The organism is Variovorax davisae, assembly GCF_030316845.1.
Taxonomy (GTDB): Bacteria; Pseudomonadota; Gammaproteobacteria; order Burkholderiales; family Burkholderiaceae_C; genus Variovorax; species Variovorax davisae.
The window spans coordinates 32,319-56,588 of sequence record NZ_JASZYS010000004.1 but is presented as its reverse complement, the minus strand read 5'-3'; the positions used below and the strand labels follow the sequence as shown (position 1 = coordinate 56,588).

22 protein-coding genes and 1 riboswitch are annotated in these 24,270 nt (G+C 68.6%); of the genes, 2 read left to right on the top strand and 20 right to left on the bottom strand.

Features of this window, described 5'->3' with window-relative positions; translation table 11 throughout:
- Positions 1-326: 326 nt before the first annotated feature.
- The 7 genes from QTI33_RS10625 to QTI33_RS10595 are packed head-to-tail and all read right to left on the bottom strand — an operon-like array spanning position 327 to position 9,226.
- On the bottom strand, positions 327-1,268 hold the full coding sequence (locus QTI33_RS10625) for a 2-hydroxyacid dehydrogenase (protein ID WP_286505844.1): 942 nt from the start codon (positions 1,266-1,268) through the stop codon (positions 327-329).
- 9 nt (positions 1,269-1,277) lie between these two features.
- Positions 1,278-3,272, bottom strand: coding sequence for an acetyl/propionyl/methylcrotonyl-CoA carboxylase subunit alpha (locus QTI33_RS10620; protein WP_286505843.1), 1,995 nt, complete (start codon positions 3,270-3,272; stop codon positions 1,278-1,280).
- Entirely contained in the window at positions 3,265-3,936 is a 672-nt protein-coding gene (locus QTI33_RS10615) for a DUF4126 domain-containing protein (protein WP_286505842.1), read from the bottom strand. Before QTI33_RS10615 ends, QTI33_RS10620 begins: the two co-directional genes overlap by 8 nt.
- A complete protein-coding gene (locus tag QTI33_RS10610) occupies positions 3,933-4,724 on the bottom strand; it encodes an enoyl-CoA hydratase/isomerase family protein (RefSeq protein ID WP_286505841.1) in 792 nt (263 codons plus the stop codon). Before QTI33_RS10610 ends, QTI33_RS10615 begins: the two co-directional genes overlap by 4 nt.
- An 8-nt stretch (positions 4,725-4,732) precedes the next feature.
- The gene (locus tag QTI33_RS10605) at positions 4,733-6,343 is read right to left on the bottom strand and encodes a carboxyl transferase domain-containing protein (RefSeq protein WP_286505840.1); all 1,611 of its coding nucleotides are present in this window, start codon (positions 6,341-6,343) and stop codon (positions 4,733-4,735) included.
- A complete protein-coding gene (locus QTI33_RS10600) occupies positions 6,340-8,043 on the bottom strand; it encodes an AMP-binding protein (protein ID WP_286505839.1) in 1,704 nt (567 codons plus the stop codon). Before QTI33_RS10600 ends, QTI33_RS10605 begins: the two co-directional genes overlap by 4 nt.
- Before the next feature lie 10 nt (positions 8,044-8,053).
- Positions 8,054-9,226, bottom strand: a complete 1,173-nt coding sequence (locus tag QTI33_RS10595; RefSeq protein WP_286505837.1) for an isovaleryl-CoA dehydrogenase — start codon at positions 9,224-9,226, stop codon at positions 8,054-8,056.
- Positions 9,227-9,356: 130 nt separating this feature from the next.
- On the opposite strand from QTI33_RS10595, the gene QTI33_RS10590 reads away from it, so the two are divergent.
- Both QTI33_RS10590 and QTI33_RS10585 read left to right on the top strand, forming a co-directional pair.
- A complete protein-coding gene (locus QTI33_RS10590; protein WP_286505836.1) occupies positions 9,357-10,409 on the top strand; it encodes an AraC family transcriptional regulator in 1,053 nt (350 codons plus the stop codon).
- A gap of 74 nt (positions 10,410-10,483) precedes the next feature.
- Entirely contained in the window at positions 10,484-10,687 is a 204-nt protein-coding gene (locus tag QTI33_RS10585; protein ID WP_286505833.1) for a hypothetical protein, read from the top strand.
- A 55-nt stretch (positions 10,688-10,742) separates the two neighbouring features.
- Here QTI33_RS10585 and QTI33_RS10580 read toward each other — a convergent pair whose 3' ends face one another.
- The 13 genes from QTI33_RS10580 to QTI33_RS10520 all read right to left on the bottom strand — a co-directional run bounded on the left by QTI33_RS10580 (position 10,743) and on the right by QTI33_RS10520 (position 24,263).
- The gene (locus tag QTI33_RS10580) at positions 10,743-12,506 is read right to left on the bottom strand and encodes a flotillin family protein (RefSeq protein WP_286505831.1); all 1,764 of its coding nucleotides are present in this window, start codon (positions 12,504-12,506) and stop codon (positions 10,743-10,745) included.
- A 53-nt stretch (positions 12,507-12,559) separates the two neighbouring features.
- Positions 12,560-13,180, bottom strand: a complete 621-nt coding sequence (locus tag QTI33_RS10575) for a YqiJ family protein (protein WP_286505830.1) — start codon at positions 13,178-13,180, stop codon at positions 12,560-12,562.
- A complete protein-coding gene (locus QTI33_RS10570) occupies positions 13,177-13,854 on the bottom strand; it encodes a PspA/IM30 family protein (RefSeq protein ID WP_286505829.1) in 678 nt (225 codons plus the stop codon). Before QTI33_RS10570 ends, QTI33_RS10575 begins: the two co-directional genes overlap by 4 nt.
- Positions 13,855-13,856: 2 nt before the next feature.
- Positions 13,857-14,366 carry a hypothetical protein gene (locus QTI33_RS10565; protein ID WP_286505828.1) on the bottom strand — a complete coding sequence of 170 codons (510 nt, stop codon included), beginning with the start codon at positions 14,364-14,366 and terminating at the stop codon, positions 13,857-13,859.
- A gap of 64 nt (positions 14,367-14,430) precedes the next feature.
- The gene (locus QTI33_RS10560) at positions 14,431-15,807 is read right to left on the bottom strand and encodes a patatin-like phospholipase family protein (protein WP_286505827.1); all 1,377 of its coding nucleotides are present in this window, start codon (positions 15,805-15,807) and stop codon (positions 14,431-14,433) included.
- 10 nt (positions 15,808-15,817) lie between these two features.
- The gene (locus QTI33_RS10555; protein WP_286505826.1) at positions 15,818-16,510 is read right to left on the bottom strand and encodes an HAD family hydrolase; all 693 of its coding nucleotides are present in this window, start codon (positions 16,508-16,510) and stop codon (positions 15,818-15,820) included.
- Between the two features lie 43 nt (positions 16,511-16,553).
- Positions 16,554-18,434 carry a phosphomethylpyrimidine synthase ThiC gene (gene thiC, locus QTI33_RS10550; protein WP_286505824.1) on the bottom strand — a complete coding sequence of 627 codons (1,881 nt, stop codon included), beginning with the start codon at positions 18,432-18,434 and terminating at the stop codon, positions 16,554-16,556.
- Positions 18,435-18,516: 82 nt separating this feature from the next.
- A riboswitch (TPP riboswitch) is annotated at positions 18,517-18,622 on the bottom strand.
- 27 nt (positions 18,623-18,649) lie between these two features.
- Positions 18,650-19,618 carry a VTT domain-containing protein gene (locus tag QTI33_RS10545; RefSeq protein WP_286505823.1) on the bottom strand — a complete coding sequence of 323 codons (969 nt, stop codon included), beginning with the start codon at positions 19,616-19,618 and terminating at the stop codon, positions 18,650-18,652.
- A gap of 36 nt (positions 19,619-19,654) precedes the next feature.
- Complete coding sequence (locus QTI33_RS10540; RefSeq protein WP_286505821.1) at positions 19,655-20,506, bottom strand: DUF3047 domain-containing protein; 852 nt, start codon at positions 20,504-20,506, stop codon at positions 19,655-19,657.
- A gap of 220 nt (positions 20,507-20,726) precedes the next feature.
- Positions 20,727-21,167 carry a YchJ family protein gene (locus QTI33_RS10535; protein WP_286505820.1) on the bottom strand — a complete coding sequence of 147 codons (441 nt, stop codon included), beginning with the start codon at positions 21,165-21,167 and terminating at the stop codon, positions 20,727-20,729.
- Between the two features lie 59 nt (positions 21,168-21,226).
- Positions 21,227-22,357: an acyl-CoA dehydrogenase family protein gene (locus QTI33_RS10530; protein ID WP_286505819.1), complete on the bottom strand. Its 1,131-nt coding sequence runs from the start codon at positions 22,355-22,357 to the stop codon at positions 21,227-21,229.
- Between the two features lie 24 nt (positions 22,358-22,381).
- Positions 22,382-23,011 carry an MSMEG_1061 family FMN-dependent PPOX-type flavoprotein gene (locus QTI33_RS10525; protein WP_286505818.1) on the bottom strand — a complete coding sequence of 210 codons (630 nt, stop codon included), beginning with the start codon at positions 23,009-23,011 and terminating at the stop codon, positions 22,382-22,384.
- 4 nt (positions 23,012-23,015) lie between these two features.
- A complete protein-coding gene (locus QTI33_RS10520) occupies positions 23,016-24,263 on the bottom strand; it encodes a glutamate carboxypeptidase (RefSeq protein ID WP_286505817.1) in 1,248 nt (415 codons plus the stop codon).
- Positions 24,264-24,270 lie beyond the last annotated feature (7 nt).

Here is a 24,270-nt window from a genome sequence, read left to right as displayed (position 1 = left end):
GTGGTCTGCGCGGAGGACGACCCTTGAGCAGCCGACGCCAGTCGCCCCGACTCCACGCGCGCCTCCCGCAGCAGGCCGTCCCAGTCGTCGGGCGGATGCCCCGTCTGCAGCATCTTTGGAGAATCACTTCGAACGCCACCCTGGCGATGGCGGCCAGCCGTTTGGTGCCTGGTCGAGCAAAACCTGGAGTTGGTGCAGGAATGGCGGGTGGGCGAACAACGTCCAGCCGTTGACGACCAGCGGAGCCGCGGTGGGCCATGGCGGTTCCGCAGAAGGCTGCAAAGCCGGGTGGCCATGCAATTGCATTGTCATCGCCACCCCGGCGCTCAGTACCCCCGCCCCGCGTCCACCACCCCGGCGATCGCCTCCCCCCGCTCTATCGCCCGGATCTTCCCGGCGATCTGCGCGATGGAGGTGTCGCGCTCGGTGCGCGCCGAGCCGTGCGGCGTCACCGTGATCTTCGGGTGCGACCAGAACGGATGCCCGGCCGGCAGCGGCTCGACGTTGAAGACGTCGAGCGTGGCGCCGGCGAGCTGGCCGCCGTCGAGCAGCGGGATCAGGTCGTCGTCGACCAGGTGGGCGCCGCGCGCCACGTTGATCAGGTAGCCGCCGGGGCGGCCGCCGTTCAGCTTGGCCAGCGTGTCGCGGTTCAGGATGCCGCGCGTCTCGGGGGTCAGCGGCAGCAGGTTCACGAGCACGCGGCTGGCGCCGAGAAAGTCGTCGAAGCCGGCCGCGCCGGCGAAGCAGCCGACCCCGTGGATCTGCTTCGGCGAACGGCTCCAGCCGTTGACCGGAAACTCGAACTGCCCCACCGCCTTGGCGACGCGCTCGCCCAGCACGCCGAGTCCCATCACGCCCACCGCGAAATCCCTGCGCTCGCGCGGCTTGCGATAGCTCCAGCGGCCGGCTCGCGCTTCGGCCTCGTAGGCGTCGAACTCACGAAAATGGCGGATCAGCGCATGGCAGACGTACTCGGCCATCTGCACCGACATGCCGGCATCGTCGAGCCGCACCACCTGGGTCTGCGGCGCCACCTTGAGCTTGAGCAGCGCATCGACGCCGGCGCCGATGTTGAACAGCCCGCGCAGGCCCGGCTGCTCGTCGAGGAACTGCTGCGGCGGGGCCCAGACGACCGCGTGGTCGGCGGGCGCGGCGCCGGGCGCCCAGTTCTCCACCTCGGCCTCGGGCAGGGCGGCGCGGAGACCCTCGATCCAGGGATCGGGGCGGTTGTCGGTGAGGCAGACGGTGATTCTTAGGGGAGATGTCATCCCCCAAGCTTAAACAGTGATGCGCAGCAGCTCAGCCCCCTCGGCAACCTGATCGCCAGGCCCGTAGAGAAGCTCCTCGACCGTGCCATCCGCCGGCGCCGCGATCGTGTGCTCCATCTTCATCGCCTCCATCACGGCCAGCGGCTGGCCGCGGCTGACCTTGTCGCCCGCCTTGACCGCGAAGGACACGACCTTGCCGGGCATCGGCGCCGTCAGCCGACCGCCTTCGGCATGGGTCTCGCCCGCATGCGCGAGCCGGTCGATGGCGAGGATGCGGGTCGCGCCCTCGGCGCCGAACACATGGGCCGTGTCCTCGTCCTGGTAGACGTCGAGGGTATGGCGCTGGCCGTCGAACTGCAGCTCGAGTTCGCCCGAGGGGAAGCTGCCGATCACCAGCGGGCCGGCCACGTCGCCGACCTGCAGCCACAGCGCGCCGTCGTGCAGGTAGCGCAGCGTGGCGCTCTTCGGCTCGCCGCGGAATTCGAACTCGAACGGCCGCGTCGCCACCCCATGCGACTGCCAGCCATCACGCCGGCTGAACGGATCGGCGCTCGCGCCCGCCGCCTCGGCCAACAGGGTGCGCGCGATCGATGCCGCGGCCGCCAGCGGCAGCCCGAGCGGCTCCTGGTCGAACAGCACCGAGCGCTCGCGCTCGATCAGCGCGGTGTCGAGCCGGGCATTGGCGAACGAATCGGTGCGCAGGATGCCGCGCAGGAACTGCACGTTGGTCGCCACGCCGACGATATGGGTCTGCGCCAGCGCCAGGTCCAGCCGCGCCAGCGCTTCCTCGCGCGTGGCGCCATGCACGATCAGCTTGGCGATCATCGAGTCGTAGAAGGGCGAGATGACGCCGCCCTCGCGCACGCCGTCGTCGATGCGCACGCGGCTGCGCTGGAAGGCGGTCGCCTGCGGCTTGCGGTAGACCCGCAGCGTGCCCGTGGCGGGCAGGAAATTGTTGTCGGGGTTCTCGGCGCAGATCCGCGCCTCGATCGCGTGGCCGTGGATCTGCAACTGCTCCTGCTTCAGCGGCAATGCTTCGCCCGAAGCCACGCGCAGCTGCCATTCGACGAGGTCGAGCCCGGTGATCGCCTCGGTCACGGGATGCTCGACCTGCAGCCGGGTGTTCATCTCCATGAAGAAGAAATTCATCTCCGCATCGCCGCGCTGCTCGACGATGAACTCGACCGTGCCCGCGCCGACGTAGTTCACCGCCCGCGCCGCCGCCACCGCCGCCTCGCCCATCTGCTTGCGCATCGCCTCGGTCATGCCGGGCGCGGGCGCTTCCTCGAGCACCTTCTGGTGACGGCGCTGCACCGAGCAGTCGCGCTCGAACAGGTAGACGTAGTTGCCCAGCGTGTCGCCGAAGACCTGGATCTCGATGTGGCGCGGCCGCTGCACGTATTTCTCGATCAGCACCGCGTCGTCGCCGAAGCTGTTGATCGCCTCGCGCTGGCACGAGGCCAGGGCGGCCGCGAAGTCGCCCGCCTTGTCGACCACCCGCATGCCCTTGCCGCCGCCGCCCGCGCTGGCCTTGATCAGCACCGGGTAGCCGATGCGGTCGGCCTCGCGCTGCAGCAGCGCCGGGTCCTGGTCGCTGCCGTGGTAGCCGGGCACCAGCGGCACCTCGGCTTTTTCCATGAGCTGCTTCGACTCCGCCTTCAGGCCCATGGCCTTGATCGCCGACGGCGGCGGGCCGATGAAGACCAGCCCGGCATCGGCGCAGGCCTGCGCGAATTCCTCGTTCTCGCTCAGGAAGCCGTAGCCCGGGTGCACCGCCTCGGCACCCGTGGCCTTGGCGGCTTCGAGGATCTTCTCCCAGCGCAGGTAGCTGTCCTTGGGCGCGCTGCCGCCCAGGTACACCGACTCGTCGCAGGCGCGCACGTGGTTGGCGTGGGCGTCGGCGTCGGAGTACACCGCCACCGTCCGGATGGCCATGCGGCGCGCCGTCGAAGCCACTCGGCAGGCGATCTCGCCACGGTTGGCGATCAGGATCTTCTTAAACATTCGATGAGTCTCCAGGAGAATTTTTCTTGAGCTGGAAGGCGGGCACCACGCCAGGATCGGACCGGCCGCTGAAGATCCGAGCCACACGGCCGAACAAGGCTTTGAGGAAGCGCCAGCTCTTGCGGATCAGCCAGACGCTGAGCACCAGCACGGCGATGAACAGCAGTCCGAACACCAGCGGATGCGCCACCGCCAGCCACAACCCGACCGGCACGGCGGTGTCTTCGACCAGCGAGGCGCCCACATTGGTGAAAGGCTCGGGCGAGGTGTTGATCGCGGCCCGGGTGGTGGCCTTGGCCGCATGCGCCGTGGCCGCGAAGCCGCCGCCGACCAGGGCCGCCACCAGCGCCATCGCGGCATGGTCGGCACCGAACACGCCGGCCGCCAGCGCCGCCCCGGCGGGAATGCGGATCGCGGTATGGACCATGTCCCAGATCGAATCGAGGCCCGGGATCTTGTCGGCGAAGAACTCGACGAAGACCATGAAGCCGCTGGCCGCCAGCACCACCGGATGGGCCAGCAGCTGCAGGCCGCTGGGCAACGGAATCCAGCCGAGATAGCCGGCCAGGCCGGTCAGCAGCACCACCAGGTACAGGCGCACGCCGCTCGCCCAGCCCAGCGCCGCGGCCAGGGCGAGCAGCTGCGGCATGTCGAGCGCGTTCATGGCGTCAGCCAGGAAGGCTTGCGCTTCTGCAGGAAGGACTGCACGCCCTCGCGCCCTTCGTCGCTGGCGCGGATGTCGGCGATGCCCTCGACCGTCTTCGCGACCAGCGCATCGTCGATCTCCCGGCCGGCGACATCGGCGATCAGCGTCTTGCAGGCCCGCACCGCGGCCGGGCTGGCGCCGGTCAGCGCCTTGACGATCTCGGCCACCTTGGCATCGAGCGCGTCGGCGGCCACCACCTCGTGCACCAGGCCGATGCGGTGCGCCTCGGCCGCTGCGAAGCGCTCGGCCGTGAGGAACCAGCGCTGTGCTGCCCGCGTGCCCATGGCGCGCAGCACGTAGGGGCTGATGGTCGCCGGCACCAGGCCGATCTTGACTTCGCTCAGGCAGTACCAGGCGCTGTCGGCGCTGACCGCGATGTCGCAGGCGGCGACCAGCCCCATGCCGCCGGCATAGACGTCGCCCTGCACGCGTGCGATGGTGGGCTTCGGGCAGTCGGCGATGGTGCGCAGCATCGCGGCCAGCTTGCCGGCGTCGGCGAGGTTCTCGGCGCGCGAATAGTCGGCCATGCGCCGCATCCAGTTCAGGTTGGCGCCGGCGCAGAAGGCCGGGCCGTTGGCGCCGAGCACGATGGCCCGGACCTGCGGCGCGGCGCCGGCCTCGATGAAGGCCTGCGTCAGCTCGGCGATCACGATGTCGTCGAAGGCATTGCGGGCCTCGGGCTGGTCGAGCCAGATGCGTGCGACCGCGCCGTCGACCGTGACACTCAGTTTGGTGAAGGAGTCCATGGCCGTGCTCACATGCGGAAGATGCCGAACTTCGGCTCGGGAATCGGCGCATTGCGCGACGCCGCCAGGCCCAGCGCCAGCACGCGCCGCGTGTCGGCCGGGTCGATGATGCCGTCGTCCCACAGCCGCGCCGTGGCGTAGTACGGGTGCCCCTGCACCTCGTACTGCTGGCGGATCGGCGACTTGAAGGCTTCTTCTTCTTCCGCGCTCCACTGCCCGCCCTTGGCCTCGATGCCGTCGCGCTTGACCGTGGCCAGCACGCTGGCGGCCTGCTCGCCGCCCATCACGCTGATGCGCGCGTTGGGCCACATCCAGAGGAAGCGCGGCGAGTACGCCCGCCCGCACATGCCGTAGTTGCCGGCGCCGAAGCTGCCGCCGATGATGATCGTGAACTTGGGCACGTTGACGGTGGCCACGGCCGTCACCATCTTGGCGCCGTGGCGCGCGATGCCCTCGTTCTCGTACTTGCGCCCGACCATGAAGCCGGTGATGTTCTGCAGGAACACCAGCGGCGTCTTGCGCTGGCCGCACAGCTCGATGAAGTGGGCGCCCTTCTGCGCCGACTCGCTGAAGAGGATGCCGTTGTTGGCGACGATGCCCACCGGCATGCCCTCGATCTCGGCGAAGCCGCACACCAGCGTGCTGCCGAAGCGCGACTTGAACTCGTGGAACTCGCTGCCGTCGACGATGCGGGCGATGATCTCGCGCACGTCGAAGGGCTTGCGGGTGTCGGTGGGGATGACGCCGTAGAGCTCCTCGGCCGGAAAGGCCGGGGCCGGGATGGCGTGCGCCGGCGGCGCCTCTGCCGCGGCCTTGCGGGCGTTGAGGTTCGCGATCGCCGAGCGCGCCAGCGCCAGCGCATGCAGGTCGTTCTGCGCCAGGTGGTCGGCCACGCCCGACAGCCGCGTGTGGACGTCGCCGCCGCCCAGGTCTTCTGCGGTGACGACCTCGCCCGTCGCCGCCTTCACGAGCGGCGGGCCGCCCAGGAAGATGGTGCCCTGGTTCTTCACGATGATGCTCTCGTCGCTCATCGCCGGCACGTAGGCGCCGCCCGCGGTGCAGGAGCCCATCACGACCGCGATCTGCGCGATGCCCTGGGCGCTCATCTGCGCCTGGTTGTAGAAGATGCGGCCGAAGTGGTCGCGGTCGGGAAAAACCTCGTCCTGGTTCGGCAGGTTGGCGCCGCCGGAGTCGACCAGGTAGATGCAGGGCAGGCGGTTCTGCTCGGCGATCTCCTGCGCCCGCAGGTGCTTCTTGACCGTGACCGGGTAGTAGGTCCCGCCCTTCACGGTGGCGTCGTTGCAGACGATCATGCAGTCGACCCCGCTGACCCGGCCGATGCCCGCGATCAGGCCCGCGCCGGGCGCCGCGCCGTGGTACATCGCATGGGCGGCGAGCGGCGCCACCTCGAGAAAGGGCGTGCCCGGGTCCAGCAGCTGCGCCACGCGGTCGCGCGGCAAGAGCTTGCCGCGCGCCGTGTGCTTGCTGCGCGCGGCCTCGCCGCCGCCGGCCTCGACCTTGGCGAACTGCACGTGCAGGTCGTCGACCAATGCCCGCATCGCGGTCGCGTTGGCCTGGAATTCCGCCGAGCGGGCGTTGAGTTTTGTCTCGAGCTTCATGCAGTCTTGTCCTCGTCCAGCCCCAGCTGGTGCTTCATTGCTTCGCGAATCTTGAACTTCTGGATCTTGCCGGTGACCGTCATCGGAAACTCGGTCACGAACTCGATGTAGCGCGGCACCTTATAGTGCGCGATCTGGCCCTTGCAGAAGTCGCGCACCTCGTCGGCCGTCACCTGCTGGCCCGGCTTGGCGATGATCCAGGCGCACAGCTCCTCGCCGTACTTCTTGTCGGGCAGCCCGACCACCTGCACGTCCTGCACCTTCGGATGGCGATACAGGAACTCCTCGATCTCGCGCGGGTAGATGTTTTCGCCGCCGCGGATCACCAGGTCCTTGATGCGCCCGACGATGTTGACGTAGCCCTCGGCGTCCATGGTGGCGAGGTCGCCGGTGTGCATCCAGCCCTCGGCGTCGATCGCCTCGCGGGTCTTCTCGGGGTCTTCCCAGTAGCCGTGCATCACCGAATAGCCGCGGGTGCAGAACTCGCCCGAGCTGCCGCGCGGCACGACGGCGCCGTCGACCGGATCGACGATCTTGATCTCCAGGTGCGGCTGCACCGTGCCCACAGTCGACACCCGCTTCTCGAGCGGCGTGTCGGTCGAGCTCTGGCAGCTCACCGGGCTGGTCTCGGTCATGCCGTAGGCGATCGTGATCTCGCGCAGGTGCATCTGCTCGACCACCCGCTTCATGACCTCGGTCGGGCACGGCGAGCCGGCCATGATGCCGGTGCGCAGGCTCGACAGATCGAAGTCCTTGAAGCGCGGATGATCGAGCTCGGCGATGAACATGGTCGGCACGCCATGCAGCCCGGTGCATTTCTCCGCCTGCACCGTCTGCAGCACCGTGAGCGGATCGAAGCCGTCGTTCGGATAGACGATGGTCGCACCGTGCGTGAGGCAGGCCAGGTTGCCCAGCACCATGCCGAAGCAGTGGTAGAGCGGCACCGGGATGCACAGGCGGTCGACCGGCGACAGCCGCATGCATTCGCCGATGAAGAAGCCGTTGTTGAGGATGTTGCGATGCGTCAGCGTCGCGCCCTTGGGGAAGCCCGTGGTGCCGCTGGTGAACTGGATGTTGATCGGGTCGCTGGCCTTGAGCGTCCTGGCGATCAGGTCGACCTGCGGGTCGTCGGCATCGCCGTTGTCGTGCAGTGCCGAGAAGCGCAGCAGGCCCGGGAGTTCGCCCTCCTCACCCGCCGCATCGATCCACGCCACGGTGCGCAGGTGCGGCAGCCGCGCCGCCTTCAGCGCGCCGGGCGCCGCGTCGGACAGCTCGGGCGCCAGCTCGCGCAGCATGCCGACGTAGTCGCTGGTCTTGAAGCGCTTCATCGTGACCAGCGCCTTGCATGCCACCTTGTTGAGCGCGTATTCGAGCTCCGAGGTGCGGTAGGCCGGATTGATGTTGACCAGCACGATGCCGACCTTGGCCGTGGCCAGCTGCATCAGCACCCAGGGCGCGTTGTTGTGCGACCAGATGCCCACGCGGTCGCCCGGCGCCAGGCCCAGGCCCAGCAGCGCGCTGGCGAGCCGGTCGGCCTCGCGCTGCAGCTCGCGGTAGCTGTAGCGCTTGCCCTCGTGCACGCTGACCAGTGCTTCATGGTCGCCCTGCCGGGCCGCCATGTCGTCGAAGAAGTCGCCGATCGTCTGCTCGATCAGCGGCACATCGGTGGCGCCCTGCGCCATGCTCAGCGTCGGGTTCATCGCGCCTCCGTCAGGCTGTCTCTGCAAACAGCTCGCGGCCGATCAGCATGCGCCGGATCTCGCTGGTGCCGGCGCCGATCTCATAGAGCTTGGCGTCGCGCCACAGCCGCTCGACCGGGAAGTCCTTGGTGTAGCCCACGCCACCCAGCGCCTGGATCGCCTCGCCGGCCATCCAGGTCGCCTTCTCGGCCGAGTACAGGATGGCGCCGGCCGCGTCCTTGCGGAAGGTGCGCGCATGGTCGCTGCGGTCGCAGGCCTTGCCCACGGCGTAAACATAGGCCCGCGTGGCCTGCCAGGTCGAGTACATGTCGGCCAGCTTGCCCTGCATCAGCTGGAATTCGCCGATGCTCTGGCCGAACTGCTGGCGCTCGTGCACGAAGGGCAGCACCGCGTCCATGCAGGCGGCCATGATGCCCAGGGGGCCGCCGGACAGAACCGCGCGCTCGAAGTCGAGGCCGCTCATCAGCACCTTGGCGCCCATGCCCTCGCCGCCCAGCACGTTCTCCTCGGGCACCTCGCAGTTGTCGAAGTAGAGCGGGAAGGTGTTGGAGCCGCGCATGCCGAGCTTGTCGAGCTTGGTGCCGGCCGAGAAGCCCTTGAAGCCGCGCTCGACGATGAAGGCGGTCATGCCGCGGGCGCCCATCTCGGGTTCGGTCTTGGCGTAGATCACCAGCGTGTCGGCGTCGCCGCCATTGGTGATCCACATCTTGCCGCCGTTGAGCACGTAGCGGTCGCCCTTCTTCTCGGCCCGCAGCTTCATGCTGACCACGTCGGAGCCGGCGTTCGGCTCGCTCATCGCCAGTGCGCCCACGTGCTCGCCGCTGACCAGCTTGGGCAGGTACTTGGCCTTCTGCGCCGCGCTGCCGTTGCGGTGGATCTGGTTGACGCACAGGTTGGAATGCGCGCCGTACGAGAGCCCGACCGAGGCCGAGGCCCGCGAGACCTCTTCCATCGCGACGATGTGCGCCAGGTAGCCGAGCTCGGTGCCGCCGTATTCCTCTTTCACGGTCATGCCATGCAGGCCGAGCTCGCCGAGCTTCTTCCACAGGTCGGCCGGAAACTGGTTGTCGCGGTCGATGTCGGCCGCACGCGGCGTGATCTCGTGGGCGGCGAAATCCTGGATGGCGTCGCGCAGGGCGTCGACGGTCTCGCCCAGGTCGAAGTTCAGGCCGGGATCGTGCATGGGTTTGTCTCCTTGGTCGGTCAGGTCCGCGCCGGAACTTTCCGAGGCGGAATGTCGCAGCTTACGCCGTGTGCCGGCGCATTTGGCGCCACAATGGTTGCAAATCGCGCCACCTGAACCGCACGCCGTCATGTCCTCCTCCCCACTCCAGAGCACCCGCCGCGCGGCCACGCCGATGGCCTTTGTGCGAGCGATCGTCGGGGGCTACGAACGCTACGGCGTCGACCCTTCAGGGGCCCTGGCCCAGGCACAGATCACGCCGCGCGAACTGGCCGATCCCCAGGCCCGCGTGACGGCGGCGCAATTCGAGGTCCTGTCGGGTCACGCGATGCAGGAGCTCGACGACGAAGCGCTGGGCTGGTTCCGGCGCAAGCTGCCCTGGGGCAGCTACGGCATGCTGTGCCGGGCCTCCCTGAGTGCGCCCGACCTGGGGGTGGCGATCAAGCGCTGGTGCCGGCACCTGCGGCTGCTGACCGACGACATCACGCTCGAGCTGTCGCAGGCCGGCGGCCTGGCGACCGTGTCGATCACCGAACACCGGCCGCTGGGCGAGTTTCGCGAGTTCTGCCTGGTGTCGAACCTGCGCTTCCTCCACGGCTATGCCTGCTGGGCGATCGATTCGCGGGTGTCCCTCGGCGCCGCCGCCTTTCCGTTCCAGGCGCCGCCGCACCAGGAGGCCTATCCGCTGATGTTCGGCGGCAGCCTGCGCTTCGGCGCCGAGCGGGCCAGCTACAGCTTCGACCCGCGCTACCTGGCGCTGCCGCTGCGGCGCGACGAGGCGGCGCTGCGCACCATGCTGCGGCGCGCCCTGCCGCTCACGGTGCTGCAGTACCGGCGCGACCGCCTGCTGGGGCAACGGGTGCGCGAACTGCTGCGCACCCGCGCCGCGGAAGCCACGACCGCCGAGGACCTGGCGGCCCTGTTGAACCTGTCGAGCCGCACCCTGCACCGCCAGCTGATGGAAGAAGGCGTTTCGCTGCAGGCCCTCAAGGACGAGATCCGCCACCGGACGGCGGCCGACCAGCTGCGCCGGACCGACCGGCCGATCAAGCAGATCGCGCTGGCGGTCGGATTCCGCAATGAGAAAAGTTTCTCGCGCGCATTCAGGGCCTGGTCAGGCGCCACGCCGGGCGAAGTGAGGCGCAACGGCCTGCCGCCGGCCAGCGACACGGCGAATCCGTGAAATAGTGCGCCCGCGGGCACCGAATAGGTGCTCGTCCGACGCAATGGGCACTGGCCTCGGCCTACGATCGGCGCATGCAGCAGATTCCAGACACCGACAGCTCGGCCTTCGCCGACCTGATGGACTTCATCGCGACCTCGGGCCGCACCCGCAACACCGGCTACGTGACCGAGAACGCCGAGCAGCTGGTGTCGCACATGTGGGCGGACCGGGCCCGGGCGATGACGGTGTCGCTCACCACGATGGCCCAGGCGGCGCTGCCGCGCGGCAACGCCTGAGTCTCCTCTGCCCCAGCGAGCCGGTGGCAGCGCCGCTGGCCTCCGACTGTCAGGTTCAGGTGGTGCTCGACTGCAACGCCTGCGTGCCGCCAACCGGGGTCGGAAGGTAGGGGCCGTCGTCATGGGTCGCAGTGACCGCGCTTGGCAACGCCATCTCCGCGATCGACTGCGCGATGCCGCTCAATGAAGGGTTGTGCAGGCCGGCGTCCTTCATGATGGCATCGACGATCGGCTTGGCCACCTGGTATTGAAGGGCGGAGTTCATCACCTGCTCGGGCAGCGTCGCCCCGCCCGATCCATTCATGGCGCCCGCACCCGACCCCATGCCGCCGGGCGCACCGGGCATGCCGTTGACCTGGAACAGACGGATCGAGTCGATCTTCTCCATCGGCTTGGACGCCTTCTCGATGATTTGCGGCAGCGACTGAATCAGTTGCATGCGCACCGACAGATCGATCTGGGCAGCGCCAAGGCGGTTCTTCGCCTCATTGATGGCGGCGATGCCTTCGGCTTCTGCCAGTGCTGCGGCCTTTCGCGCATCGGCCTCGGTGCGCAAGGCCAAGGCCCGGTTCTCGGCCGCCTCACGCTCGGCTTCGGCCCCGACCTTGACGGCAATCGCCTGCTGTTCGGCTTCGCGAGAAGCATCGATCAGTTGGATGGACTTCGCACGCTCGGCGACGACCACCTCCCGCGCGGTCTTGACCAGTTCCTCCGCCCGTACCGACTCGGCCAGCGCGGTGTTGGCCGCCGTGTCCGCCTGGGATTGTTCCTGGGACTTCTGGGCAATGGCGATCGCCGCGTCCTGATTGGCCAATTCGACGGCTTGACGCTGCTCGGCCTGCTTCACGCGCGTCTCGCGTTCGGCCTCGATTTTCTTCTTCTGGATCGAAAGTTCCTTGTCGATCTCGGCGCTGTTGACCGTGCGGTCTGCCTCGATGCGACGCTCCTTCACCAGGCGATCGGCATTGATGCGCACCTCCTCCGCCTCGCGGTGACGCTCCGCCTCGATCTTGGCAATCTCGGCGACCTGTTCGGCCTTGGCATTCGCCACCGCCTGCTGTTGCGTGAGCGTGGCGAATTCGACTTGCCGCGTGATGTCGAGCCGTTGGCGCTCGGCCTCGAGGTTCTTGGTGCGCACCTGCACCTCGGTGTCCTGCTCGATGTCGTTGCGCTGCTTGCGCCGGGCTTCGGTTTCCTCGGTCAGCCGCGTCAGGCCTTCGGCATCGAAGGCATTGTTGGGATTGAAGAACTCCTTGGAAGTCTGGTCCATGCTGGTGAGCGACACCGACTCCAATTCAAGCCCGTTCTTCTCGAGATCCTCCGCCACGGCGTTCTGCACCGCCTGGACGAACTCGCGGCGCTTGTCCTGAAGTTCCTGCATGGACATGGTCGCCGCCGTGGCACGCAACGCATCGACGAACTTGTCTTCCACCAGCATCTTGAGCTGCGCCGGCTCCATCGTCTTGCGCCCCAAGGTCTGCGCCGCGGTGCTGACCGACTCCGTCGTCTGCTTCACCCGTACGAAGAAGGCCGCGGCAACGTCGACCCGCATCCGGTCGAGCGCGATCAAGCTTTGCTCTTCCTTGCGCGAGACCTCGAGCTTGAGCGTGTTCATGTTGACAGGAATGGTCTCGTGAAAGATGGGCAACACGATGGCGCCGCCGTCCATGATCACCTTCTGGCCGCCGAGTCCGGTGCGCACGAAAGCCGTTTCCTTGGTGGCCCGATGGTAGAGGCGGGCAAAGACCACCCCGATCAGCAGCAGCGCAAGCAGGACGATGCCCGATGGCAGGGCGATATTGATGAGCGTGTCGTACATGTGTGTGTTTCCTCCTCGATGAATGGGTGGTTCTTGTCTTTGCAGGCGGGTCGCTACAGCAGTTCGGGGTGCGGGTTGCCGATGCAGCGAAACCGGGCCCCGACCTTCTTGACCAGCAGGACGTCGGCGCCTTCGGCGAAGGATTGGTCCGGGAGGTCGGGCTCGACCATCACGTAGTGGACGTGTCCGTGGGCGTCACGAACCTTGGCTTCCGCCGCCATGCCCTGCCGGGCGTGGCCGCGCACGACCAGACCGACGCGGCCCACTAGGCTTTGCTCGCTCACGGCCGTGGTCTCGTCGCCCGGCATCACGCGTGCAATCAATGCGCCCAGGGCACTCACGGTCGAGAGACCGGCACAGGCGGCCGGGATGCTCGCCCCCCAGGCAGGCAAAAGGCCGCCCCCCATCGAGAGTGCGGCAACCTGAATCACATAGCCGGAGATCGAGAAGCCCGCGAGAAACAGGATCAGCAGCACCAGCAAGGGGACCTTGCCGACATGCAACCAGCCCAACGGGCCGTCTACCCCCTCCGGGGATTCCGGTAGCAGCGCTTCCAGCCATTGCGAAGGGCTGTGGGCGAGCAGGAGGCCGGCTCCCTCGAGGACGCTCAAGCCGACCATGACGCCGAGCGCGGCGCCGAAGGGCCAGGTTTCTGGAGCAGTCAGCAGAATCACTGGCTGCCGGCCTTCAAAGCGGCCAGCCGCTCCGCAATCTTGTTGTCGCGCACCAGCTCCGTGAGGTCGCGCACCTTTGCGGCTTGTTCCAGTGAGCCTTGGCGCCCGTTGGCATCCAGGCCGGTCTGCCGCTGGTAGGTTCGGTCGAACGCCGCCTGCGCAGCCTGCAGCTTGCCCTCGACGTCCCGACCCTTGGCGAGGGACCCACTGACGCCCACCGACTGCGCCGCGCCGCGTGAGACTTCGAACTCGCGGATCGCCCGCTCCATCTCGCGCCGCTTGCCCATCAACGCATCGACATAGCCCGACAGGTCTTTCTCCTGCTGCACCAATTCGGCCAGGCTGGACGCCAACACCGGCAGCTGCGCTTCGATGTCGATTTGGCGGGCAATCCCGGGACGCGCCAGATCCTCCCTGTCCGATGCCACCGCCGATTCGACGGCTGCGGCCAGTTCCTCGTGTTCCCGATTCAGGTGCAGATGCTGCTGCTGCGCCAGGTGCCTGTTGGCGGCGACACGGCCCAGTTCGGCGCGCACCTCGTCCGTCAATTGGTCGACCTCCCTCACCGACTGCTCCATCGCCGCGACCGGCGTCGCGTCCTCCAGCCGATCGACCAGTGCGTGCGCACCGCCCGCGATGAAACGTGTGACTCGTGCGCGCAAACTGTCTGCCATTGCTAGTCTCCTTGGGGTTGATTGAGGGGGGGAATGGCGCGTGCCAATTCGATCAGACGTCCGGCATGGCGCCGGACGACCTGCGGGTCGTAGGCCGCCGCCTCCGTCGTCAGCATCTGGCGCAACAAGGTCTCGGCGAGCTGAAGTGCGCGACGCACCAACTGCGCTTCGAGCAGACGCGCATCGTCAAGCGTCGCAACATGCGCCGACTGCAGCGCCGCACCGAACGCAGGCGCATGTTCCAGCACGGCGGCCACGACCTCCGAATGCTCTCCGCTCTGAAGTTCAAGCGCTGCCAACTGGTCGCGCGCTGAACGCGACAAGTCGCGATGCATCGTCAACGCACCGACATAGTCCGCGCCACCGTCATGAAGCCGCTTGAGCGTCGCGATCGCTTCGCGCATCTTGTCGCTGAAAGTGGTGGCGCCCTCAAGGGGCAAGGCCGAGAGCCATTGGTAGAGATCCTCCGGCAAACGCCCTGAAACCGGGACCATGGATGCAGATGATTTCATTTGAATTCGAATGTACCCAATCAAATTCAAATGTCAATCGGTGGCGCCACGGGCTGCATTCCCCTCAGTCCTGGGCCGCGCCCAGCGACCGCTTCAAGGCCTGGAACTCGGGCGAGCGCTGCAGCACGCTGCGCCCCGCCGCGATCAGCCGGGTCACCTCTTCGTCGCTGATCGAGAATGCGGTCGGCACCTGCAGCAGCCGCTGGCGCAGCTCGCCATCGGCGGCATCGCGCAGGTTGACCTGCACCACATGGATCTCGGCGTCGGGCGCGAACGCATCCGAGCCGTCGGCGCTGCGCGACTTGAGGTCCTCCCGCCACTGGCGCGCCGTGTCGAGCAGGAACTCCTGGGTCTCGAGCGTGGCGCGCGCGCCGGCACCGAACAGCAGCGTGTCGGCCACCCCGCGGACACCGGGCACCCGGTCGCTCTGGTCGATGTTGTTGGCCGGGTCGCGCGCCGAGTTGACGCTGATCACGATCAGCTTGCGCACGCTGCCGCGCGGGATGCCCACCTCCTCGAAGCTCTCGCGCAGGCCGCCGCCGACCAGCGCGCGGTCGAGCAGGCGGCGCACCGCCAGGTTGTCGGCCACGCCGCCGTCGACCAGATGGATGAAGGGGCGGCTCTGCGCGTCGAGGTAGCTGTTGGCCTGCATGCGGAACATGCGGGCCCGGTAGTTGCCGCCGCCGCGCACGGCCAGCCGCGGCACGATGCCACGGTCGCGGCACTCCTGCGAATAGTTCTTGAGCGTCAGCGGGCTCAGCAGGATCGGAACCGCCGACGAGGCCGCGACCGCGAAGGACAGCGGCACGCTCTGCAGGTCCGAGCAGATCAGCTCGAACTGGTCGGAGGTGAATTCGAAGGGCGTGCCCAGCGACATGTCGGTGGCCGCGATCACGAGTTGCGGATGGCGCGCGTTGCGCTCGATGTCGGCGTAGGTCTTGCCCTCGTAGATCTCGTCCAGCCGGCGCGCCAGCAGGTGGCTGCGGCCGTACCAGGGCGATGTCAGGTCATACAGGCTGCCCGGACGCAGCGCCTGCAGGATCAGGCTGTTCTGGAAGTTCTGGCGCAGGAAGTCGCGCTCGAAGTTCTGCAGCTTGTCGGCGCCGAAGGCCGCGTAGTAGGCCGCCAGGATGCTGCCGCCCGAGACCCCGCTGATCACGTCGGTGGCGTCGAGCAGGTCGGCGTGGCGGCCGTTCAGGTCGAACTTGGTGCGCCGCAGCTCCTCCAGCACGCCATAGCCGAAGGCAGCGGCACGGGCGCCGCCGCCGGAAAGCGTGACGGCGACCAGGATCGTCGGGTCGCGGCCCGACTCCGGCGCCATCAGGCTGGAGGGCGGCGGCGCCCGCTCGACCAGCGGCTCGTTGAGCCATGGCCGGATCGACGAACAGCCCGCCAGGCAGGCGGCGATCAAGAGACCGCAGAGCGCGCGCAGGCCGGGCATGCGGCGGGTTTCAGGCGATTGCGGGGCGCCAGTCGGCCAGCAGCGTCGGCAGCTGCGCCATGTCGGCGAAGATCTGCGCCACGCCGACGGCACGCAGCGCTTCGGGCCCGCTGTGGCCCAGATCGCTCGGGCTGTAGCCGAACACGGTGGCGCCGGCGGCGACGCCGGCCATGGCGCCGGTGACCGTGTCCTCGATCACCGCGCAGCGCGCCGGGTCGACGCCGAGCGCCGCAGCCGCCGCCAGGTAGACGTCCGGCGCGGGCTTGGAACGCGGGGTTTCGTGGCCGCTGAAGATCCGGCCGGCGAAGCAGTCGAGGATGCCGATCTTCTCGAGCTGCAACTCGACCTTGTGTCGATCGGCGCCCGAGGCGCAGGCGATGCGGCCGCCCAGCGCCGCGTGCAGCGCGCGCACCGCCTGGGCGGCGTTGGGAATCGCGAGCAGGTCGCGCTCCAGCGCCTCGTTGCGGCGGCCGCGAAAGCCGTGCAGCCACTCGGGCGTGATCGCGAAGCCGGTCCTGGCCTCGATCAGCGCGGCTTCGTCCTTGACCGCCTTGCCGGTGAAGATCCGCATCGATTCCTCGGTGCTGAGCGCCCAGCCCAGCTCGCCGAGCATCTCGGCGAGCACGCGGTTGGTGATGGGTTCGGAGTCGACCAGGACGCCGTCGCAGTCGAACAGAACGGCGTCGAAAGGGATGGAATTCATGGCTGCCATCCTAACCAAATGGCCCCCATCCCTCATGTCACGCTCAGGCCGGCTGGATCGGAATGTAGATCTCGCCGCCCGCCGCCTTGAACTCGGCTGACTTTCCGGCCATGCCGTCCTCGACCGCGTCGGTCGCCTCGATGCCGCGCTGGGCGGCGTACTCGCGCACTTCCTGCGTGATCTTCATCGAGCAGAACTTCGGGCCGCACATCGAGCAGAAATGCGCCACCTTGCTGCTGTCCTTGGGCAGGGTCTCGTCGTGGAACTCGCGCGCCGTGTCCGGGTCGAGGCCGAGGTTGAACTGGTCCTGCCAGCGGAACTCGAAACGCGCCTTGGACAGCGCGTCGTCGCGCGAGCGCGCTCCCGGGTGCCCCTTGGCCACGTCGGCCGCATGGGCCGCGATCTTGTACGCGATGATCCCCTGCTTGACGTCGTCGCGGTCCGGCAGGCCCAGGTGTTCCTTGGGCGTCACGTAGCACAGCATCGCGGTGCCGGCCCAGCCGATCATCGCGGCGCCGATCGCGCTGGCGATGTGGTCGTAGCCCGGCGCGATGTCGATGGTCAGCGGGCCGAGGGTGTAGAAGGGCGCCTCGTGGCAGTGCTTCAGCTGCTCGTCCATGTTGGCCTGGATCAGGTGCATCGGCACGTGGCCGGGGCCTTCGATCATGGTCTGGACGTCGTGCTTCCAGGCGATCTGCGTGAGCTCGCCCAGGGTGCGCAGCTCGGCGAACTGGGCTTCGTCGTTGGCGTCCGAGGCGCAGCCCGGGCGCAGGCCGTCGCCGAGCGAGAAGCTCACGTCGTAGGCCTTCATGATGTCGCAGATGTCCTCGAAGTGGGTGTAGAGGAAGCTCTCCTTGTGGTGCGAGATGCACCACTTGGCCATGATCGAGCCGCCGCGCGAGACGATGCCGGTGCGCCGGTCGGCCGTCAGGTGGATGAATGGCAGCCGCAGCCCGGCGTGGATAGTGAAGTAGTCGACGCCCTGCTCGGCCTGCTCGATCAAGGTGTCGCGGTAGATCTCCCAGCTCAGGTCCTCGGCCACGCCGCCGACTTTCTCCAGCGCCTGGTAGATCGGCACCGTGCCGATCGGCACCGGGCTGTTGCGCACGATCCAGTCGCGCGTGGTGTGGATGTTGCGGCCGGTGGAAAGATCCATCACGTTGTCGGCGCCCCAGCGGATCGCCCACACCAGCTTCTCGACCTCTTCCTCGATGCTGGAGGTCACGGCCGAGTTGCCGATGTTGGCGTTGATCTTGACCTTGAAGTTGCGCCCGATCGCCATCGGCTCGACCTCCGGATGGTTGATGTTGGCCGGGATGATGGCGCGGCCGCGCGCCACTTCCTCGCGCACGAACTCGGGCGTGATGATCTTCGGGATGCGGGCGCCCATCGGGTTGCCGGCCAGCCGCTTTTCGCGCGCTTCGTCGGCCATGTATTCGGCCATCCATTCGCGCCGGCCGTTCTCGCGCAGCGCGACGTACTCCATCTCGGGCGTCACGATGCCGCGCCGGGCGTAGTGCATCTGCGTGACGTTGGCGCCGGCCTTGGCGCGGCGCGGGGTGCGCTGCAGCGCGGCGGCGCCGGCGCGCAGCTCGGCGATGCGCTGGGCGTCGCGGTCGGCATGGGTCGCGCCATCGTCCAGCGCCAGGTGCACGCGGCCGGTGTAGCACTCGGTGTCGTTGCGTTCGGCGATCCAGGCATCGCGCACGCCGGGCAGCCCGCGGCGCACGTCGATGTCGGCGGCCGGGTCGGTGTACGGGCCCGAGGTGTCGTAGAGCGACACCTGCTCGCCGTTGGTGAGCAGGACCTCGCGCACCGGCACGCGCAGGTCGGGCCGGCTGCCGGCGATGGCGCCCTTGGTCGAGGCCGGGAAAGGCTCGCGCGTGAGCGTGAGCAGGGAAGCGAACTTGTCGATGGCATTCATGCGGGGCACTCCTGTTTTGAGAACAACGGGTGCTCCGCGATGCCTCTGGACGGCATCGCTCCACGCAAAGGGAGTGGGGGTGCCGGGGAGTCGCAGCTCTTCTTACGCTGGTATGAACCAGATCAAGTTCGCGGGTTCGGCCGCTTGGCCATCTCAGCACGCATCAGCGTGCACCCCGGAGCGGGTCCGATTCTAGGCCGCCTGGGGCGGCGGGATCAAGCGGAGTGTGCCGCCGCCAACGGCGGCGCGACTGGCCGCATCGGCTCGCCCGCGTGCGCCGCCGCCCACGCATCGAGCCCGCCTGCCAGGACGCTGACCCGCGGCAGGCCGGCGCCCATCAGCACACGGGCCGCCGCGATCGCCGAGGCGTCGTCGGGGCAATCGCAGAAGACCACCAGCTCACGCCCATCGGCAAAGGCCGACAGCCGCTTCGGCAGCTGCTTCAGCCCGATGCCGATCGCGCCCGGGATCGCCCGCGCGTCGAGCGCGCGGGCCTCGTCCGAGCGGACGTCGATCACGGTCGGGCCGGCGCCCGCCGCCAGCGCCTCGCGCAAGGCTTCGACCTGGATGTGGACGATGTCGTCGACCTGCTGCGCCAGCCGGCGTTGCCGCCAGCGCCAGCCGATGAAGGCCGCCAGCGCCAGCACGCCGATCGCCAGCGCGCCCAGGCCAATGTTGGAGATCACCGCCAGCACGTCCTGGATCGCGGCATGGAAGATCCGGCCGACGAACAGGCAAAGAAGGGTCCAGATGAGCGCGGCCACGGTTTCGTAGGCCAGGAAGCGCAGGTTCGACATGCCGAGGGCGCCCGCCATCGGCGGCGCCACCACCGAGACGCCCGGCACGAACTTGGCCGCGATCAGCGACCACCCGCCCCAGCGCCCGAGGATCGATTCGCTGCGCCTGACGCAGGAGTCGGGCGACAGCGAGATCCGGCACAGCAGCCGCATCACGCGGTAGCCCCAGCGGCGCCCAGCCAGGAACCAGACGCCGTCACCGAGGATGTTGCCGAGCACCGCGGCCAGCACCACCGCGGCAAAGGACACTTGCCCGCCGACCGTCAGCCCGCCGGCCACGACCAGGAACGGCACCGCCGGCACCGGCGCCCCGAGGCGCGTCGCCAGCGTGGCGGCGAAGACCAGGGCGGCGCCCTGGCTGGCGAGGAGTGCAACGAAGTCGTTCATGGTGTTCGGGACGTGGCGGCCGGGGCAGGCGCGCGGCTATTGGCCCTGTGGCGGCCGCTCGGCCGCCGCCGGCGCGGCCGCTGCAGCCGATGCAGCCGCTGGCGAGGGCGGGTTGCCGCGCAGGTCGAGATCCGAGAAATAGGCGATGCCGTGGCCGTGGGTGTTGTCGGCGTCGGCCGAGACCGCCACCGCCGTCACGTCGGGCTGGATGTCGCCGGCCTCGCCGCCGAAGGCGCGGCGGTAGTCCGACAGCAGGTTGCGGCGCTCGGCCGTCCAGCTGCCCGGCTTGGCGGCGGCGCCGGATTCGAGCACCACCATGCGGATGCGCTTGGTGAAGGCATTGTCGAATTGGTTGCCCTTGGCTTCCTTGTTGTCCCAGACGTAGCACAGGGTCTCGGTCGGCACCGCTTCGCCGGTGGCGCGGCGCGCCAGCGCCAGGCGGGTGCGCTCGCCGACCGACAGCCGGTCGAGCGGGAAATCGAAGAACACGCAGACCTTGGCTGCGCCGTCGTCGCCGGCGCGGGTGCGCAGGTCGGCGCCCTCGACGAAGGCCTCGACCCGCCAGCGCCAGGCCAGGGTGGCCTTGTCGTTGAGCTCGACCCGGGCCGGATGGACCAGATTCCCGTAGGAATTGTCAGCGTCGACCTTGAGCACCCGCTGGCCGTCGAGCTGATCGACCTCGAAGCGGGTCGGCGACTTGTTGGGCAAGGTGGTGAAATGCCACGGCGCCGGCGGCTGGGCACCGGTCGCGCCCGAGAACGGCGTGAGCAGGTTCCGGTCCTGCGCGCGCGCGTCCGGCGCGGCCATCAGCAGCGCGGCCACGGCCGGCAGCGCCATCGCGGCGCACAGCCGTCCCCGATCCAGCATGCGGTTCGTCCAGCTGCCCATGGTGCACCTCTTGGCCTGCGGCCGGTTGAGCGGTTCGTCGCTGCGCCCTCGGCGCAACGTTCACAGGGTACGGAGTGTGAGGCAGGAGCGGCGCAAGATAAATAGCCCGGAAGGAATCGGTCTGTCGCCACAAAAGACACAATCCGTCGCGTTTGCTATTAAATGTATAGCATTCAATCGAGGCCCTGTGCGAGCCGTCGGGCTTTCCCGACCGGATCGGTCAGTGAAGGTCGCCGTCGATGTAATACCAGCGATGGAGCTGCCCGTCATCCTCTTCGCGCACGAAGCGGCTGCGTTCGTGCAGCCGGCTCGCCACGCCGGCGCTGCTGCGCTGGCGGGCGACGAACTCGACCTCCGCGTGGTCGGCATCCAGCACCGAGCGCGAGCGGACGTCCAGGCCCAGCCACTTCACGGCGGGCTCGAAATCGACGCTCGCCGGTCGCGTGGTGGCGTGCCAGGTGGCCAGCAGGTAGTCGGCGCGTTCGCGCACGAAGGCGGTGTAGCGCGAGCGCATCAGCGATTCGGCATCCGGTGCCGGCGTGTGCGCGAAATCGTCCACGTAGCGGCCGCAGCACTGCGCGTAGGCCAGGGGCAGCTCCCGCCGATCGCGGCGCCCGCAGGGGCAGGGAACACGGGCAGAGCTGGAGGGGGATGCGGACATGAAAAGGGGGTGGGCGAAGGAAAGATCCAGGGCGTATTGTGCAGACGCCCGGAATCACCTCACGCCAAGGCGCGCTGGATGAGCAGCTTCTGGATGTCCGACGTGCCTTCGTAGATCTGGCACACGCGCACGTCGCGGTAGATGCGCTCGAGCGGAAAGTCGTTGACGTAGCCGTAGCCGCCCAGCGTCTGGATCGCGGCGCTGCAGACCCGCTCGGCCATCTCGCTGGCGAACAGCTTGGCCATGGCCGCCTCCTTCAGGCAGGGCCGGCCGGCGTCGCGCAGGGCGGCCGCATGCCAGATCAGCTGGCGCGCGGCCTCGAGCTGGGTGGCGCATTCGGCCAGCCGGAAGCCCACCGCCTGCTGCTCGAAGATGCTGCCGCCGAAGGCCTGGCGCTCCTTGGCGTAGGCCAGCGCCACCTCGAAGGCGCTGCGCGCCATGCCCACGCTCTGGGCGGCGATGCCGATGCGCCCGCCCTCCAGCGCGCCGAGCGCGATCTTGTAGCCCTCGCCTTCCTGCCCGATCAGGTTTTCCAGCGGGATGCGGCAGGCGTCGAAGTTGATCTGCGCGGTGTCGCTCGAATGCTGGCCCAGCTTGTCCTCGAGCCGCGCAACGTTGTAGCCGGGCGCATCGGTCGGCACGATGAAGGCGCTCATGCCGCGCTTGCCCGCGCCCTTGTCGGTGACCGCGATGACGATCGCGACCTGGCCGTTCCGGCCGCTGGTGATGAACTGCTTGACGCCGTCGATCACCCAGCCATCGCCTTCCTTGCGCGCCGTGGTGCGCAGCGAAGAGGCGTCGCTGCCGGCCTGGGGCTCGGTCAGGCAGAAGGCGCCGAGCATGCGGCCCTGCGCCAGCGGCTGCAGCCACTGCTTCTTTTGCTGCGCATTGCCGTATCGCATCAGGATCGCGTTGACCGGGCAGTTGGTGACGCTGATCGCGGTGCTGGTGCCGCCGTCGCCGGCCGCGATTTCTTCCAGCACCAGCGCCAGCGTCAGGTAGTCGAGCCCGGCGCCGCCGTCTTCCTCGGGCACGCAGATGCCGTAGGCGCCGAGCGCCGCCAGGCCGGCGTGGGCCTCCTTCGGAAAGCTGTGCTCGCGGTCCCAGCGCGGCGCGTGGGGCCAGAGTTCGGCTTGGGCGAAGGCGCGCACGGCGTCGCGGATGGCTTCCTGGTCAGGGGTCAGCAGCATGGTGGTGGCACTCGGTGAGGGGAGTCAGGGCGTGGGCTTGAGCTCTTGCGCGATCTGGTCGCGGTAGCGCGCAACCATGTCGGCCAGCGGTTCGGGTGCGTCCGTCACCCGGGTCTGGTCGTGAATCATCTGGTTCAGGCTGGGGAGCACGGTGCGCGGCGGCCAGCTCTCGGTCTGCCACAGCGCCGAGCGCATGAAGGCCTTGGGGCAGTGCAGGTAGGCTTCCTTGATCCGCACCTCGATCACCAGCCGCGGCCGCTGGCGCTCCTGCGCGAAGACATCGACGAAGGCCGCTTCGTCGCGCAGGCGGGCGATGCCGTTGACGCGCAGGGTCTCGTCCACGCCGGGGATCATGAAGAGCAGCCCGATGCGCGCATCGGCCAGCAGATTCTCGAACGTGTCGAGCCGGTTGTTGCCGCCGCTGTCCGGCACCAGCAGCGTGCTCGGGTCGGCGACCTTGACGAAGCCCGGAGACCCGCCACGCGGAGAAGCATCGAGCAACCGATCCGGCGCACCCGCACTCGCGATCACGCAGAACGGCGACAGCGTGACGAAACGCCGGCCATGCACGTCGAGCTGCGCGAGCTGCTTGCGCAGCGCCCGCTCGCCGGGCGCCGCGTAGAGCGCGCGCAAGTCGTCGAGGGTACGGATCATGGGCCTACTTGCCCTGGCCCAGGTCCATGATCAGCTTGCTGGCCAGGTACAGCCGGCGCGGGATCGCGCTGGTGTCCACGTACTCGGCCTTGTCGCTGTGGTAGCCGAAGCCGGGCAGGCCCAGGCTCTCGATGACCGGCTTGCCGGCCAGCGCGGCATAGGCGGCGTCTGTGCCGCCGCCCGTGCGCTCGACGATGCCGAGTTCGCCGCCGGCTTCCTTGTAGTAGGCCACGGCCTTGTCGACCAGCTTGCGGCCGCCCTCGCCCGCATTGAAGGCCGGGCGCCCGCGCGTGACCAGCACCTTGACCTCGGCCTCGGGCAGCTTCTTCTGCTGCGCCTTGTGCTCGAGCGTCTTCATCGCGGCGTCGAAGTCTTCGTTCCGGGCGTAGCGCACGTCGGCATTCAGCGTCGCGCTGGCCGGGATGATGTTGGACACCGCGCCGGCCTTGCCGATGGTCCAGTTGAAGCGCAGGCCCTTCGCCTTGTCGTCGATGTCCATGGTGCGCAGCACCAGGTCGGAGGCCTCGACCAGCGAATTGACACCGAGCTCGGGCGCGGCGCCGGCATGCGCGGCCTTGCCCGTGATGTTGACCTGGACATAGGCAATGCCCGAGGTGCCGAGCGAAAGGTCTTCCTTGCCGGCGCCGGTGGGCTCGAACGACAGCACGTAGTCGGCCTTGGCCGCCTCTTCCTGGATCAGGTCGCGCGAGCCGAAGGAACCCTTTTCCTCGTCGGTGTTGAACAGCACCGTGATCGTGCCGAAGTCCTTGAAGCCGCGGTCCTTGAGCAGCTTGAGCGTGTGCACGATGACCGCGTTGCCGCCCTTGTCGTCGGCGATGCCGGGGCCGTAGGCGCGGTCGCCCTCGACCTTGAACGGCGCCTTGGCCAGGATGCCCTTGAGGTAGACCGTGTCCATGTGCGAGAGCAGCAGCAGGTTCTTGCCGCCCTTGCCCTTGAGCTTGCCGACGATGTTGTCGCCGACCACGATGCCGGCCGACTTGCTGCGCGTGACCGTGAATCCGAGCGCCTTGAGCTCGGACTCGAGGTAGCTGCCGGCCGCGCCGATGCCGTCGCCGTCACCGGTGCCGGTCTCGATGTTGACCAAGGTCTCGAGCGTCTTGATGACGGCCGGCTTCTCGGCCGTGGCGGCAGCGAACAGGGCCTGGTCGCGGGTCTGGCTCCAGGCGGCGGGGGCGACGAAGGCGGTGGCGAGCAGCGCGGCCAGCGCGCTGCGGGAAAAAACCGAAGGCATCAACAAG

Bases quoted from the DNA above. Each gene is read 5' to 3' on its own strand.
- QTI33_RS10520 (WP_286505817.1), bottom strand. From the start codon at position 24,263: ATGCCTTCGGTTTTTTCCCGCAGCGCGCTGGCCGCGCTGCTCGCCACC.
- QTI33_RS10615 (WP_286505842.1), bottom strand. From the start codon at position 3,936: ATGAACGCGCTCGACATGCCGCAGCTGCTCGCCCTGGCCGCGGCGCTG.
- QTI33_RS10535 (WP_286505820.1), bottom strand. From the start codon at position 21,167: ATGTCCGCATCCCCCTCCAGCTCTGCCCGTGTTCCCTGCCCCTGCGGG.
- QTI33_RS10585 (WP_286505833.1), top strand. From the start codon at position 10,484: ATGCAGCAGATTCCAGACACCGACAGCTCGGCCTTCGCCGACCTGATG.
- QTI33_RS10600 (WP_286505839.1), bottom strand. From the start codon at position 8,043: ATGAACCCGACGCTGAGCATGGCGCAGGGCGCCACCGATGTGCCGCTG.
- QTI33_RS10530 (WP_286505819.1), bottom strand. From the start codon at position 22,357: ATGCTGCTGACCCCTGACCAGGAAGCCATCCGCGACGCCGTGCGCGCC.
- QTI33_RS10625 (WP_286505844.1), bottom strand. From the start codon at position 1,268: ATGACATCTCCCCTAAGAATCACCGTCTGCCTCACCGACAACCGCCCC.
- QTI33_RS10605 (WP_286505840.1), bottom strand. From the start codon at position 6,343: ATGAAGCTCGAGACAAAACTCAACGCCCGCTCGGCGGAATTCCAGGCC.
- QTI33_RS10570 (WP_286505829.1), bottom strand. From the start codon at position 13,854: ATGGCAGACAGTTTGCGCGCACGAGTCACACGTTTCATCGCGGGCGGT.
- QTI33_RS10595 (WP_286505837.1), bottom strand. From the start codon at position 9,226: ATGCACGATCCCGGCCTGAACTTCGACCTGGGCGAGACCGTCGACGCC.
- QTI33_RS10565 (WP_286505828.1), bottom strand. From the start codon at position 14,366: ATGAAATCATCTGCATCCATGGTCCCGGTTTCAGGGCGTTTGCCGGAG.
- thiC (WP_286505824.1), bottom strand. From the start codon at position 18,434: ATGAATGCCATCGACAAGTTCGCTTCCCTGCTCACGCTCACGCGCGAG.
- QTI33_RS10560 (WP_286505827.1), bottom strand. From the start codon at position 15,807: ATGCCCGGCCTGCGCGCGCTCTGCGGTCTCTTGATCGCCGCCTGCCTG.
- QTI33_RS10620 (WP_286505843.1), bottom strand. From the start codon at position 3,272: ATGTTTAAGAAGATCCTGATCGCCAACCGTGGCGAGATCGCCTGCCGA.
- QTI33_RS10610 (WP_286505841.1), bottom strand. From the start codon at position 4,724: ATGGACTCCTTCACCAAACTGAGTGTCACGGTCGACGGCGCGGTCGCA.
- QTI33_RS10540 (WP_286505821.1), bottom strand. From the start codon at position 20,506: ATGGGCAGCTGGACGAACCGCATGCTGGATCGGGGACGGCTGTGCGCC.
- QTI33_RS10545 (WP_286505823.1), bottom strand. From the start codon at position 19,618: ATGAACGACTTCGTTGCACTCCTCGCCAGCCAGGGCGCCGCCCTGGTC.
- QTI33_RS10555 (WP_286505826.1), bottom strand. From the start codon at position 16,510: ATGAATTCCATCCCTTTCGACGCCGTTCTGTTCGACTGCGACGGCGTC.
- QTI33_RS10590 (WP_286505836.1), top strand. From the start codon at position 9,357: ATGTCCTCCTCCCCACTCCAGAGCACCCGCCGCGCGGCCACGCCGATG.
- QTI33_RS10525 (WP_286505818.1), bottom strand. From the start codon at position 23,011: ATGATCCGTACCCTCGACGACTTGCGCGCGCTCTACGCGGCGCCCGGC.
- QTI33_RS10580 (WP_286505831.1), bottom strand. From the start codon at position 12,506: ATGTACGACACGCTCATCAATATCGCCCTGCCATCGGGCATCGTCCTG.